The 14,417-nt window shown below is 53.1% G+C and carries 13 protein-coding genes; 4 read left to right on the forward strand and 9 right to left on the reverse strand.

Annotation, left to right across the window (positions count from 1 at the left end; translation table 11 throughout):
- Position 1: 1 nt before the first annotated feature.
- The 7 genes from BLS94_RS00310 to rluD all read right to left on the reverse strand — a co-directional run bounded on the left by BLS94_RS00310 (position 2) and on the right by rluD (position 7,119).
- Complete coding sequence (locus BLS94_RS00310) at positions 2–1,138, reverse strand: MlaE family ABC transporter permease (protein ID WP_090957286.1); 1,137 nt, start codon at positions 1,136–1,138, stop codon at positions 2–4.
- Between the two features lie 729 nt (positions 1,139–1,867).
- Entirely contained in the window at positions 1,868–2,347 is a 480-nt protein-coding gene (locus BLS94_RS00315) for a hypothetical protein (RefSeq protein WP_256325214.1), read from the reverse strand.
- Positions 2,348–2,374: 27 nt separating this feature from the next.
- Entirely contained in the window at positions 2,375–2,857 is a 483-nt protein-coding gene (locus tag BLS94_RS00320; RefSeq protein WP_090957287.1) for a hypothetical protein, read from the reverse strand.
- A 91-nt stretch (positions 2,858–2,948) separates the two neighbouring features.
- Positions 2,949–4,286, reverse strand: a complete 1,338-nt coding sequence (gene rimO, locus BLS94_RS00325; protein ID WP_090957288.1) for a 30S ribosomal protein S12 methylthiotransferase RimO — start codon at positions 4,284–4,286, stop codon at positions 2,949–2,951.
- A gap of 110 nt (positions 4,287–4,396) precedes the next feature.
- A complete protein-coding gene (locus BLS94_RS00330) occupies positions 4,397–5,203 on the reverse strand; it encodes a ZIP family metal transporter (RefSeq protein ID WP_072766258.1) in 807 nt (268 codons plus the stop codon).
- 143 nt (positions 5,204–5,346) lie between these two features.
- Positions 5,347–6,090, reverse strand: coding sequence for a peptidoglycan editing factor PgeF (pgeF, locus tag BLS94_RS00335; RefSeq protein WP_090957365.1), 744 nt, complete (start codon positions 6,088–6,090; stop codon positions 5,347–5,349).
- Positions 6,091–6,120: 30 nt separating this feature from the next.
- Positions 6,121–7,119 carry a 23S rRNA pseudouridine(1911/1915/1917) synthase RluD gene (gene rluD / locus BLS94_RS00340; RefSeq protein WP_090957289.1) on the reverse strand — a complete coding sequence of 333 codons (999 nt, stop codon included), beginning with the start codon at positions 7,117–7,119 and terminating at the stop codon, positions 6,121–6,123.
- On the opposite strand from rluD, the gene BLS94_RS00345 reads away from it, so the two are divergent.
- Positions 7,118–7,918, forward strand: a complete 801-nt coding sequence (locus tag BLS94_RS00345; RefSeq protein ID WP_072766256.1) for an outer membrane protein assembly factor BamD — start codon at positions 7,118–7,120, stop codon at positions 7,916–7,918. The genes rluD and BLS94_RS00345 overlap by 2 nt on opposite strands.
- A 60-nt stretch (positions 7,919–7,978) precedes the next feature.
- Here BLS94_RS00345 and BLS94_RS00350 read toward each other — a convergent pair whose 3' ends face one another.
- Together BLS94_RS00350 and BLS94_RS00355 are read right to left on the reverse strand one after the other, a co-directional pair.
- On the reverse strand, positions 7,979–8,476 hold the full coding sequence (locus BLS94_RS00350; RefSeq protein WP_090957290.1) for a universal stress protein: 498 nt from the start codon (positions 8,474–8,476) through the stop codon (positions 7,979–7,981).
- Between the two features lie 118 nt (positions 8,477–8,594).
- Positions 8,595–9,278 (reverse strand): arylesterase, encoded by a 684-nt coding sequence (locus BLS94_RS00355; protein WP_090957291.1) that lies wholly within the window; start codon positions 9,276–9,278, stop codon positions 8,595–8,597.
- Here BLS94_RS00355 and BLS94_RS00360 point away from each other — a divergent pair.
- From BLS94_RS00360 to BLS94_RS00370, 3 genes are all read left to right on the forward strand, one after another.
- Positions 9,277–9,963 (forward strand): ABC transporter ATP-binding protein, encoded by a 687-nt coding sequence (locus BLS94_RS00360; protein WP_072766253.1) that lies wholly within the window; start codon positions 9,277–9,279, stop codon positions 9,961–9,963. The genes BLS94_RS00355 and BLS94_RS00360 overlap by 2 nt on opposite strands.
- Positions 9,964–10,127: 164 nt before the next feature.
- Positions 10,128–11,264, forward strand: a complete 1,137-nt coding sequence (locus BLS94_RS00365) for an efflux RND transporter periplasmic adaptor subunit (protein WP_256325215.1) — start codon at positions 10,128–10,130, stop codon at positions 11,262–11,264.
- A 59-nt stretch (positions 11,265–11,323) separates the two neighbouring features.
- Positions 11,324–14,416 (forward strand): efflux RND transporter permease subunit, encoded by a 3,093-nt coding sequence (locus BLS94_RS00370; protein WP_090957293.1) that lies wholly within the window; start codon positions 11,324–11,326, stop codon positions 14,414–14,416.
- Position 14,417: the final 1 nt, after the last annotated feature.

Genomic DNA, 14,417 nt, shown 5'->3' on the forward strand with positions numbered 1-14,417 from the left:
CTTACCTTATTCCAACATTGGAAAAAACGACAGCAAAAATCGCATCGATGATAATAACAACGGTAATCGACGTGACGACTGAATTCGTCGTTCCTTCACCCAGGCTTTCCGTATTGGATTTGATTCTCAGGCCGAAATGACAGGAGATTAGCGCGATCGCCATGCCGCACACAACGCCTTTGCCCAACCCCAACCACAAATTGGCAATAGGTACCACATCAGGAAGCTTGCTTAAAAAAAACTGATAGCCAAGCCCTAGCTGAATCTCGGCAGCTACCATGCCCCCTATCAAGGCGATAGCGCTTGTCCATAACACTACGAGCGGCATTGCGATACCCAGCGCCATGACTTTGGGCAGTACCAGGCGCAGACTGTGAGGTATACCCATCACTGTCAGCGCATCAAGCTCCTCGGTAACCCGCATGACGCCCAGTTGTGCGGTCATGGATGAACCGGAGCGTCCTGCGACCAGTATTGCGGCCAGCACCGGGCCGAGCTCGCGAACGATGCTGATGCCGAGAATATTGATGATGAATATGTCCGCGCCGAACATCTGCAATTGTTTGGAAGAAAGATAACTCAGCACGATACCGATGAGAAATCCTACCAGCGCGGTGATACCCAGCGCCTGCGCGCCAGTGCGATACAGGTTCGCGGATATTTCGCGCCAGGGGATCCGTGCAGGATTGCCAGCGAGGTAAATCGCGTCCAGCAATAATTGGCCTGATAGAATGATGAGGCTGGTCAAATGCTCCCACAGTAGAAAAACTGCGTTTCCGAGGACTGTAATGGGCCACAGCAAATCGCGCGGCACAGGCGCGGGCGGAGCGGGTATTTTTTCCAGCCGATCGAAAAGTCTTTCATGCTCGCGCCGCAGCCGCAAATGCCGAGGGCGTTGATTGCCCCAGGCTCGCCATAGCAGCACCGCACCTGCATCATCCATTTGCCGGACTCCGGTGAGGTCCCAGCGTAGTTCCGGATCGGCTGCTTCATTATTAAGTTCGGCGGATAGCGGCTGAAGCCGTTTTCCAAGGGCCGCCAGAGTGCAGCTCCCCGTGAGCGTCAAACGCGGCGCGCCGTCGTCGCCGGTTACGCGGCGCAATACTATCGACGAATTGCTGCCCTCATTCTCCGGCATGGTGGCTGTCCTTGGACAATGCTAATGATAGGATATCGAGCTTCCGCAGCCCTGCTTATTGTTTTCTATTCTAGCCCTTTGTAAAAGCAAAGCGAATCGTTCGTTTAGTCGTTCGCTTGCATGAATCCGTTATCTGAACTGTGCGAGTGGGTGCCAATAAATACTAAAATTTTCAGCTCATCCGCCAGTGTCGTCACGACGAAAAGATCTCGGGCAATCGTTAGGCACTCTTCTCCGGAATGGCAATTCCAGTCACATTACCATGATACGGTTCCAACGCGATAGATGCCGAAAATTCTTACACTAATATTCACACTGTTCGGATTGTGTGTATAAGCCTCTGTTTTATCTTACCTATAACACCTGGCATAAAAAATGCTTAGATAGAGCGAGACATCAAGTCGGTAGGCAATGCGAAGGTTTGTCGGGCTCTGACGAGGCCAGTCCATCTAACTGGATTTTCTTGGCAGCACAGCAGTAAAGAAGTGAGAAGGGGCAGTTAACAACAATAATAATAATTCAATAATAATAACAATCGCATAATCAGGGTTTGGAGTATGTTTCAGTAATGAGACCATGCTCTGACTCTGATTATTTTTTTGCCTCATCACTGCCTTGAAGCGGATAGCATAGCGGAAATATTGTTTTTCGTATCAGGTCTGGCTTTAGAAGTGGGATAAGCAACAGCTCCAAACCCCTTTGGCGCACCAGCGACGAAACCAGTCGTCGTTAATGCTGGTGCTGGTGCTGATGATGGGAGGATTGCGTTTCCCGCCCAGTCGAATGTCCCGTCAAGCGAATCTGATAACCGGCGTGGCACGCATTGCACGTTTGCATCGCTTTACCCAGTTGCCGTAGGGTATGTTTGGTATCTTTCATAGACTCTGCGTCAGTAGCTATCTGGTCGAAGGCCTTGTGGACCGACATGCCCATCTGCATGAATTCCTTAGGCAATACAGCCTTGAGATGATCCTCGCCTTTATGCGCCATACCGATGCCAAGCGAGCGTGCCTCCCGCGCCACCGCAGTCATGTCCTCTTTAGAAAGCGCATCCAGGATATTCTGCGTTCCCGATAGCAGGGCGCGCATTTCAGTGAGCACGTGGTCCCGTTGATGCTCGGTAAGCGGAAGGACCCGGCGCGTATCAGCTTCACCCGCTGCTGCGGTAGCAGCGATGAAGCTTAGCGTGATAGCTACGGTTTTCTTCAATTAATTTCCAATAGATGAGATAGCTTTTTATATGACAGTCGATGCAATTCTGTCGTCATATGTGTCTGGCGCCCCGAAGAAAGTTTTTAACACATAGAAGATCGCTCGTGCTGATACGTCGTAATTCTTGCCGATTACCTGAATTAGACCCGCCTGTCTTGCAGTTTCAATCGAATTTATTTCTTCAGGTATGCTCCTAATGATATTGTTAATATCGGTATCGGACAACCATGTTTCGGCGATTGCTTTGCCTACACCGAGTGTTTTAGTCTCTCCAGCCAATTCAAATCTGATATATGTAGAGTATTCGCTATGTGGTGAAACTCTATGTTTGATAAAACGCTTTAACCTTTTGGAGAAAATCTCACCTCCGCGGGTTATCTCATAGTTCGATTCAAAATTCTTCAAAGGACGTCGCTCGTCTTTTTCGGTTGCTCTAATCTCTGTTAGATCTGCGCGGTTCCGGTTGATTCGGTTAAGCTCTCTTCGACGTTTGTTTGGTTTAGACATTGTCACTGCTTTTGCAGATAGGAATCCGACTAGATATGAATGAAATAATTTTCGAACCCGTGCATTGGCCCGGAACGGCTAGCGCAACAAGCTATTGCTTCATTTCTCGAGCCCGTAAATCATGCGCGTCGGAGCCAATAATCTCAACCTTCATAAACTCACCGGGCATCGCATTTTTCACGTTATTGATGTAGACCACGCCATCGATTTCAGGCGCATCGGCAGTGCTGCGGGCGACGGCCTTATTTTTCTGTACCTCGTCCACCAGCACAGTCATATGTTTTCCGATTTTCCGGGCGAGGCGCGCGGTGCTGATATTTTCCTGTACCGCCATGAAGCGGGCGCGCCGTTCTTCTTTTATCTCTTCCGGAACATGGCCGGGTAGCGCGTTCGCCACAGCGCCCTCCACCGGAGAGTAGGCAAAGCAGCCGACGCGATCCAGTTGCGCTTCTTCGAGAAACTCCAGAAGCTGTTCGAATTCCTCTTCAGTCTCACCGGGAAAGCCGACGATGAAGGTACTGCGCAGCGTGATGTCGGGGCACACCTCACGCCACTGCCTGATACGCTCCAGGTTGTTTTCAGAACTCGCAGGGCGTTTCATGGCCTTTAGAATGCGCGGGCTGGCATGCTGAAACGGTACGTCGAGGTAGGGAAGGATTCTCCCCTCGGCCATTAGAGGGATCACTTCATCGACGTGCGGGTAGGGATACACGTAATGCAACCGTACCCAAACGCCAAATTCGCCCAGCGCGCGAACCAGTTCGGTCATGCGGGTCTTCAGTGGCCTGCCTTGCCAGAAGCCGGTGCGGTATTTTATATCCACGCCATAAGCGCTGGTATCTTGTGAAATTATCAGTAATTCCTTTACGCCTGCATTGACCAGATTCTCCGCTTCCTGCATCACCTGGTTGATGGGACGGCTGACCAGGTCGCCGCGCATGGAAGGAATGATGCAGAAGGTGCAACGATGATTGCAACCTTCGGAAATCTTGACGTACGCATAGTGCCTGGGTGTGAGCTTTATTCCCTGTGGAGGAATCAGGCTGGTATAAGGGTCGTGCAGTTGCGGCAAGTGCATATGTACCGCCGCCATGACTTCCGGCAGAGCATGGGGGCCGGTAACCGCAAGCACCTGCGGATGGGCTTGTTTTACCACCTCACCGCCGCCTTTAGCGCCGAGGCAGCCGGTGACGATAACTTTGCCATTTTCCGCCAATGCCTCCCCGATGGCATCCAGAGATTCTTCTACTGCACTGTCGATGAAGCCGCAGGTGTTGACGACCACCAGATCGGCATCCTCGTACGTAGAGGAGGTTTCATAACCCTCGGCACGCAGTTGAGTAAGGATTTGCTCGGAGTCCACCAGCGCCTTGGGACAACCAAGCGAGACAAAGCCGATTTTTGGGGGAAGTTGCTTGAGAGCTGTCATATGAGAAATTTCTGGGAATAAATGAAATTCGAGACGAATGAGAATAAAAAGCCGGAGGGGTTATGTTCAGACCAGAGGGCCGGCGTCAAGACTTTTCGAATATTTAAAAATTATGCGGGATGAGTGAAGAGACTGCCAGCCAGCCAAATGGAGCTGATGCCCAGCGTGATGAGCGCCACCTGCTGAACAGTCGCGCCGATTTCCGGGCGCTTATGCAGACCGGGAATCAAATCCGACATCGCCACATAAATCATGCTGGCCGCGGCCAGCCCCAGCAGGGAGGGGATGAAGTGGTTCATGTCCTGCAACATGAAATAGGTCGACAAGCCCCCGAGCAAAGTGGCGGCGCTGGAAAAAAGATTAAAGAGAAGTGCTTGCCGGCGAGTATAGCCCGAATTGAGCAGGATCAGAAAATCACCAGCTTCCTGTGGGATTTCATGGGCGATTATTGCAATGGATGTAACAATGCCCAATTGCACATCGGCCATGAATGCCGCAGCAATGAGTATGCCGTCGACAAAATTGTGAAACGTATCGCCTAGCATGATCATCATACCGCTACGACCATGATCATGCTGATCACGGCTCGGTATTGCAACGATGGCAGCGCCGGGCAGGCGATCATGGGCCTCGCATTCCGCAGCATGGCAGTGGCGCCACAATACCAGCTTTTCAAGAATGAAGAATAACAGGATGCCAAACAGCACTGTGGCGGTCATTTGCCCAGGATTCTTTGAAAGCTCGAGCGCCTCCGGCAACGCATTGAGGAAAGCTGCCCCCAGCAGCGCGCCGATGGCATATGAGACCAGCATTTGTACCCATGAGGCGCGTGTATTAAGCGTCAGCGCGGCCGCGAACAGCACGCTTAACATACCGCCGAAAAGGCTGGTGACTATGATCCAGGCAAGAATGGACATTTACTGCGATTCGTGAAAAATGCAGGATTATACGCCCTTGCAGGATGCAAAATCAGACGATAGCGCGATCACACTGCAACGGACCTGGGATGGCATGTTCATAATCTTCTTCAGCTACGTTCCCGTGCCCTGCCAACGCTGACTTACTGCTCCAGCCAGATCAGTCCCGCCATGCGGCCGGTCTTGCCATCGCGGCGATAAGAAAAAAATCTCGCCGGGTCGCTAAAGGTGCATTCTCCGCCGCCGTAAATTTCCGCCACGCCGGCGTTCGTTAATCGCTGTCGCGCCAGCAGAAAGAGATCGGCTAACCATTTGCCATTATTGCACGGGCTGCGGGAGGTGAAGGCGAGAGCGGATGTTTCATCGTGTTCAATAAAGGCCTTGCGTACCTCTTCACCGACCTCAAAATGATCGGGTCCGATTGCCGGACCGAGCCAGGCCTTGAGGGGAGTGTTCAACTTACCTATCGCCGATACCGTGCGTTCGATAATTCCCGCAGCCATTCCGCGCCACCCGGCATGAATTACTGCAACCACGGTGCCCGCGCGGTCGCACAATAGTATCGGTAGACAATCTGCTACGAGCACCGTGCAGATAACTCCCGGGCACCGGCTGAAAGCCGCATCGCCTTCACATGGGGATGCGAAATCATGTTCATCAAGGTTTACGGATTTTGTGCCGTGTACCTGTTGCAGCCATTCAGGTTCGCCAGGCAAAAACCGGCGTAGCCGGGCGCGGTTTTGTTTAACGATTAATGGCTCATCGCCAACATGATCGCCCAGGTTGAGGCTGGCATAAGGTGCACTGCTGCCCCCGCCATTACGCGTGGTGAACAGTGATTTGACATTGCTCGGCGTGGGCCAGTCAGGGATGATCCAATCGTTCATGCTGCTCATGAATTGTATCGAATGTTTTCATTAATGTTGTCGCAGCATCAGCAGGAGGTTGCTCATGTCCTCGGGCAATGGCGCTTCCCAACCCATCCTTATGCCACTTTGTGGATGGGTGAGCTCCAGTTTTTGTGCATGCAGCGCCTGCCTTGAGAAACCAATCAACCGCATGGCCTCGAGAATGCTCTTCTTAGGCTTGCCCCCATACACGGGATCTCCCAGAAGTGGATGACCGATTGAATGCATATGCACGCGAATCTGGTGGGTGCGTCCGGTTTCCAGGCTGCACCGGAGCAAAGTGCTTTCATCGAATTTTTCCTGTATGCGGTAATGGGTGCGCGCTTCTTTACCGCTCGCAATCACAGCCATTTTCGTCCGCTGTACCGGATGCCGGCCTACCGGGGCATCGACCGATCCACCCACCGACACCTGGCCCAGCACCAGCGCCAGGTAATCGCGCGTTACGGTATGCTTTTGCAGTTGCCGCACCAGGCTGGTCTGGGCTTCAAGGGTTTTTGCCACTACCAGCAGGCCGCTGGTATCCTTATCCAACCGGTGAACAATGCCGGCGCGGGGTATTGCGGCCAATTGCGCGGCGTGATGCAACAGCGCGTTCAGCATGGTTCCGCGCCAATTGCCGCTGCCGGGGTGAACTACCAGCCCGGCAGGCTTGTTGATGACAATCAGCTCGTCATCCTCGTAGACGATATCCAGCAAGATAGCTTCGGCCGCGTGGCTGGTTTCGATGGAGCATTGCGCCGGCTTGACCTCGATCTTTTCTCCACTCCATACTTTTTGCCTCGGAATAGCATCTCTACCATCAACGCTGATACGTTTTTCCCGTATCCACGTCTGCAGACGGCTGCGAGACCAATCAGGCAGCAATTGCGCCAGAACCTGGTCAAGCCGCGCTCCGGCAAAATGCAGGGGGATTATCAGCTCGATCGTGGTTTCAGTCGATTCAGACCGTATGGGCTTTGCGCTATAATGGGCAAATCCATCTTTGGTTTCCAAATAACTCATCATGTCACGTAGTGTAGCTTTATTTCTGATGTTGCTGCTATCAGCATGCGGTCTGTTGTCCAAAGACGTGAAGGACTCTAAGAATTGGTCCGCAAGCAAGTACTACTCTGAAGCAAAGTCGGAATTGAACGAAGGGAATTATGGAGGCGCGATCAAACTATTCGAGGCGCTTGAGGCACGTTATCCCTATGGCCGCTTTGCGCAGCAGGCGCAGCTTGAAGTCGCGTATGCATACTATAAAGACGGTGAACAGGCCACGGCTATTGCGGCTGCCGACCGTTTTATCAAGCTTCATCCCAATCATACCAATGTCGATTATGCGTATTACCTCAAGGGACTGTCGAATTTCAATGACGATCTCGGATTGATGGGCATCGTGTCGGAAAAAATTCTCAATCAGGATATGAGCGAGCGTGATCCGAAAGCGTCGCGCGAATCGTTTGAAAATTTCAAGGAACTGGTTTCCCGTTATCCCAAAAGCAAATACACACCCGATGCGGTACAGCGAATGAAGCATCTGGTTAACGTGGTGGCTTTAAATGAAGTTCAGGTGGCACGTTATTACATGAAGCGGGGCGGCTATGTTGCCGCTGCCAATCGTGCTCAATATGCGCTGAAGGAATATCCGCAGACGCCGGCGACGGAAGAAGCGTTATTCATCATGATGAAAGCGTACGATGCGCTGGGCATGACCGATTTGCGTGACGATGCGCATCGTGTGATGAAAAAAAATTTCCCCGATAGCCGGTTCTTCGCGGATTCTACTGGAGAAAGCGGTGAACCCTGGTGGAGATTCTGGTAACACCAGGATAGGCGGCGGGCGACAGTTTCAGATGCTTTCCTTTGGAAAGGCGTTGAAGAGCTAGCCTTGGGGGTTAAACGCCACTTCCTCTGAAGGACGTTCGTGCGCAGCTTCATCGTGTAAACGCATTGCCAGGACGTCGCATCCGGCATGATGCAGCACATTGCTTGCTGTTGATCCCAGCAATAAGGCAAGGCCATGACGACCATGCGAGCCCACGACTATTAAGTCGATATGTTCCCGCTCGGCCATGCGTACAATTTCCTGTCCGGGCACACCCCAAACCATCCATCGACGGGTTGGGTCCACGTTCAATCCGTCACCGATCTGCTTCAGCTTGAATTTTTCCGCCTCCAGCAATTCGTTTGTTGAATATTCATCCAGGGCAATTGTGGTTCCATAGGCTGTATCGGGCATGGGTATGTTATCCAGCACATGAATCATGCTCAATTTGGCGCGGAATAGTTCTGCTAAATGTGCTGCTTTTCGCGCGACATGGTTTCCATGCTCCGAAAAATCTACTGCGAGTAAAATATGCTGATAGTTTCCATTATTCATTACGAGCCGGGGAGAGGAAAAGACGACATTAAAATTAGTCAAAAACGGTTGCAATGCCGAATAGCATGGTGCGGATTTGGATTATTGAAAGTATAATCGCTGGCGCCCGCGTAGCTGATCAGCGTGAAATTTCAGGTTCTTCATAAGCAACGGCTTCGGGGGATTTGATCATCGTCCTTAAAATTTTCCACACATTATCCACGATTTTTTCTTGCGCCTGGGCACTTGGATGTATCCCGTCTGCCTGAAAAAATTCACGTTTGTCGCCAAATCCATCCAGCAGGAAAGGCACCAGTTTAAGTCCATGGCGTTTCGCCAGTTGCGGGTATATATCCTGAAACTTTTGAGTATATGCTATGCCATAATTAGGCGGCAGTTGCATCCCGGCCAGCAGTACTGCGGTTTTATTTCGCAGGCAGGCTTCGATGATAGCTTCGAGATCATTACGGATGGATTCGATGGGCGCTCCTCGCAACCCATCGTTACCACCGAGTTCGATAACTACGATGTCGGGTCGATGGGTCTTGATCGCTTGCTCGATCCGGTTTCGCCCTCCCGCCGCCGTTTCGCCACTGATGCTATTGTTGATCAGCGAGACCTGGGATTTTGTTTGCAGCCGCCTCTTCAGCAGGCTGACCCATCCCGCATTGTGCGGCAGGCCATAGCCAGCGGACAAACTGTCCCCAAATACCATAATAGTAGTGGTTCCGGCTGTGGCGGCGGACTCCGGCGGCGCTGCCGCGCCTGAGCCAGCAACTCCGATACTTGACAGGATATACAGAATAATCAGGAAATTTTTCATGACAGATAATTTTATTGTGCGGCCTATTGTGCAGGCAATCGGGTTGACCAAGCAAGTAAGTACGGGCAGTGAACAGCTTACCATTTTGGAGAATATCCATCTGGAGATAAATGCAGGTGACTCGGTTGCTGTGGTGGGAGCGTCAGGCTCGGGTAAGTCGACACTGCTGGGGCTGCTCGCAGGATTAGATACGCCTTCCAGCGGTAAGGTTCATCTTTACGGAGAAGATATTTTCTTATTGGATGAAGATGCGCGGGCGGCGCTGCGTGGGCGCATGCTAGGGTTTGTATTCCAGTCATTTCAGTTACTGCCTGCATTGACAGCAGTTGAAAACGTGATGCTGCCACTGGAGCTGATCGGTACAGGTAATGCAGAGGCCGCCGCGCTGAAACTACTTGAACGAGTCGGCCTCGGAAAGCGCCTTACGCACTATCCCAGGCAACTCTCCGGCGGTGAGCAACAGCGTGTCGCCATTGCACGCGCATTCGTGACACAACCGCAATTACTGCTGGCTGATGAGCCGACCGGCAACCTCGATTCCACTACAGGGGCACAAATCATCGAACTCATGTTTGAGCTGAACCGCGAGCGCGGCACCACTTTGGTTCTAGTGACTCATGACGAAGCCATTTCAAGCCGCTGTGCCTGGCGGATACGCCTGGCCGGGGGGAGGATCGTGGATTGATGGAATGTAGCAGAGCGCATGATTGGTGCAGGGAAACAATAATGGCACTATGGCATACTGCTTCGCTTTTTGCTGCTGATTCAATCGCAGGTAAGTGAGACATCGCCATGGAAGTTATTTCTCGAACAAAACCTGAAAGACCCGCCAGGTCCCGCCGGAAATGGATGATGTTTGGCCTTGTGCTGGCCACGTTGATTGCCAGTTCCTGGGTCTGGCGTAACCACGGCGCTGCGACTGAAGCCAAGAGCAAGCCGGCTGAGGTGACCACTGTAGTGACCGACGTGGTTGCACAAAGCGACGTGCCGGTGAGACTCACGGCAAACGGCACGGTATCGGCGCAGCAGACGGTTGTGGTTCGGCCTCAGCTTAGTGCGGTCATTAAGGAAGTGCGTATCAAGGAAGGACAATTCGTGCAAAAGGGTGAGACGCTATTTTCGCTTGATGCACGCACCGAGGACGCCAATCTCAGCAAGACTGAAGGACAACTTGCAAAATCCAGGGCTGACCTGAGAAATGCCGAGCGCAACCTTGAACGCCAGCGTGAGTTGTATCGGCAAAACTTCATTTCACAGGCTGCGCTCGACGTAGCGGAGAACCAGGTCGACGCGCTGCGTGGTCAGCTTGCTGTTGACCAGGCCACTGTCCAGGCGAACCGCATTGCTCGCGGTTTCAGCGTGATTACCGCGCCGATTGCCGGGCGGACGGGCGCCATACCCGTATACCAGGGGAGTCTAGTGCAACCGACTGATGCGTTGGTGAGCATCACCCAGATCGATCCCATCAACGTCAGTTTCACCTTGCCGGAGCGGGAGTTTATTCCCCTGCAACAAGCCCGCGCGAAAGGTGAAGTGCCTGTGGCTGTGAAACCCGGTCCCGGGGGGACGCAGACAAGAATGGGGCGGCTCATATTTATCGATAACGCGGTCGATACGGCAAGCGGCACAATTGGCCTCAAGGCAGAGTTTCCCAATGCGGACAAACATCTATGGCCAGGCATGTTCGTCACGGTGACGCTCTCTCCACGCACAGTGGAGCGTGCACTGACGGTTCCGGTGCAGTCGGTGCAAAATGGCCCGGAGGGAAAATTCATTTACATGGTCGGCGGCGATAGTAAAGTAAATTCCATTCCGATCAATGTAGTTCTAGTCCAGGATGGGCTCGCGGTAATAGAAGGGGAAGGCATCATTCCAGGCGTCAGCATTGTCGTGGAAGGCGCGCAGAATCTCAGGCCGGGCAGTCTGGTGGCCGAAGCTGTGGCCAGGAGGTCGGCCATGGGGTCAACCGGCCCACAGACCAGGTGAGCAAATCAGTGTATCAAAGCGTATCTGGCCAGCCGTCAAAGCGGTCCCACAAATAAGCAATGAATCTCTCAGAATTATGTATTCGCCGCCCGATAATGACGGTGCTGTTGTCAGCGTCCGCAGTCGTGGCCGGAATTATTGCCTACGGTGGCCTATCCATCGCCGCATTGCCAAGTTACGATTCACCAACCATTTCCGTGAGCGCAGTGCTGCCTGGGGCCAGCCCGGAGACAATGGCCTCGTCGGTCGCGGCCCCACTTGAGCGTCAATTTGCCACGATCTCGGACCTTTCGGTAATCAGTTCGACGAGTACGCTGGGCAACACCACGATTACGCTGGAGTTCGACCAGAACCGCGATATCGACAGTGCGTCCATAGACGTGCAGGCAGCGTTACTGCGTGCCCAGCGATCGCTTCCAGTCGAAATGACCGCCCCGCCATCCTACCGCAAGATCAATCCGGCTGACTCGCCCGTCATTTTTTTGGCACTGACGTCCCCTTCCATGTCATTGCCGGAGCTGAACAGCTTTGCCGAAGACCTTATTTCCCCAACACTGTCGACGCTCTCCGGCGTGGCGCAGGTACAAATCAACGGTCAGAAAAAATATGCTGTGCGTGTGCTCGCGAACCCTGACGCGCTTGCCGTGCGCAATTTGACGCTCGATGACATTGCCGCGGCACTGCAAACCGCCAACGCCAATTCTCCGATTGGCACACTGGAAGGGCCGCGCCAAGCGCTTACCATCCAGGCCAATCGCCAGCTCAGCGATGCGGCGGCTTTTGCAAGACTGATTGTTGCGACGTCGCCCAATGGAAATCCAGTAAGGCTCTCGGAGGTGGCGCAGGTTGAAGACAGCGTCCAATCGCTCAAGACAGCAAGCTGGATCAACGGAGAGCGCGCCATTACCCTTTCCGTGCAGCGCCAGCCAGGCGCTAACACCGTGGCGACCGTCGATGCCGTCAAGGCGGCCATACCCGGGTTAGTTGCTCAAATGCCATCATCCGTTCAGCTTAAGCTAACCACCGATCGTTCAATTTCTATTCGCGATTCCATACATGATGTTCAGGTCACGCTGGGAATCACTATCTTCCTGGTCTTGCTGGTGATTTTCCTGTTCCTGCGCAAGGCTTCCGCCACCTTGATCCCGGCGTTGTCACTCCCGATTTCCCTGCTGGGAACCGTAGCGATGATGCGTGTGCTCGATTACAGCCTGGACAACATTTCCCTGTTGGCAATCACCCTTGCGGTCGGGTTGGTGGTGGACGATGCCATTGTGATGCTCGAGAATATCGTACGCCATATCGAGAAGGGAATGCCGCCTCTGCAGGCTGCGCTGCAGGGTTCAAAGGAAGTCAGCTTTACCATCATTTCCATTTCACTGTCGCTGGTCGCTGTCTTTATTCCTATTTTCTTCATGCCGGGTGTCATTGGCCTGCTTTTTCATGAGTTTGCCGCTGTCGTAGGCATCGCTGTTCTGATGTCTGCTGTCGTATCCCTTACATTAGTGCCGGTAATGACCAGCCGCTACGTTGCCCGGCACGAGGCCGAAGTCTTCAGCCTGAGGTGGACTGAATGGTTCGATCGCGGATTCAATAAAATTCTGGCAATCTATGAGCGCGTACTCGATTCAGCGCTGATACACCGGCGCATGGTGCTGGGCATGGCATTTGGTACATTCTTTGCCACGGGCGTGTTGTTCATGGTCTTGCCCAAGGGTTTTTTTCCTAATGAGGATATTGGCCAGGCGCTGATCACGGTGGACGCTGTCGAGGATATTTCCTTCCCCGCCATGACCGAGTTGTTGCAGCGTACCGGCGAGGTGATCAGCGCCCATCCCGCGGTCGATACGCTGATTATTTACGCCAGCGAAAGCAATAGTGCGCGGCTGTACATGACGCTTAAGCCACGTAGCGAACGCTCGTCCATCGAAAAAATAACGGAAGAGCTGCGGCGGGATGTGCGCGTGATCCCAGGCGTAAACGTATTTATCAACCCCATCCAAAATCTCAGGCTCGGCGGTCGCATGAGCAAAAGCCGCTATCAATACGTCATGCGCAGCGTTCGGGCCGAAGAACTGCGCGCCGCGGCCGATCGTCTTATCGCACGCATGAGCGACGATGCCATCTTCCGGGATGTGACCAGCGACGCGCAATTGAAGGGCCTGGAGGCCAGGGTCAATATCAATCGCGACAAGGTAAATCTGCTGGGCGTGCAAATGGCCGATATCCGTTCCGCCCTTTATAGCGCCTTCGGTGAACGCCAGGTCTCGACAATCTATACCTCCAGCGATAGCTATCAGGTTATCTTGCAAGTTGCCGCTGAGCATCAGTTCGATGAAAGCGCTTTCGGCAAAATCTATCTTCGCGCCAAGAACGACATGCTGGTGCCATTATCAAGCGTTGCGACAGTCGAGCGCGAAGTGGGACCGATTGCAATCAATCATGCGGGCCAGCTTGAAGCGATGACGATATCGTTTAATCTGGCTCCCGGCGCATCCCTGGGCGATGCTTCTGCCCTTATCGACCAGTTCAAGCGCGAGCTGAATCTGCCAGCCAGCATTCTCACCAGTTATGCGGGAGACGCTGCGGCGTTCCAGTCTTCCCAAACGAGCCAGGTGGTCCTGATTGTCGCTGCGTTGCTGGTAATCTACGTGTTGCTTGGCGTGCTATATGAGAGCTATATCCATCCGCTCACGATCCTGTCCGGATTGCCTTCCGCAGCCGTCGGCGCGCTGGGGATGTTATGGTTGTTCGATATGGAACTGTCGATTATCGCCATGATAGGCATCCTGATGCTGATCGGTATCGTCAAGAAGAATGCGATCATGATGATCGACTTTGCACTCGATGCTCAACGCAGCGATGGCCTATCCCCGTATGAGGCGATCCGGACCGCATGTCTGTTGCGCTTCCGGCCCATAATGATGACTACGCTGGCAGCACTGATGGGCGCGCTTCCTATCGCACTCGGTTTGGGCGCGGGTGCGGAGCTGCGTCAGCCTCTAGGACTTGCCGTGGTAGGAGGTTTGCTGTTTTCACAAGTCATCACACTTTTCATTACACCGGTAATCTATCTTTATCTGGACCGTTTTTCCGGCGAGGGACCGCTCAAGCTGGAGGGCGATCTGGAATCGGCCTTCGGAAAAAATTGAT

The organism is Nitrosospira sp. Nsp18 (genome assembly GCF_900103145.1).
Lineage (GTDB): Bacteria > Pseudomonadota > Gammaproteobacteria > Burkholderiales > Nitrosomonadaceae > Nitrosospira.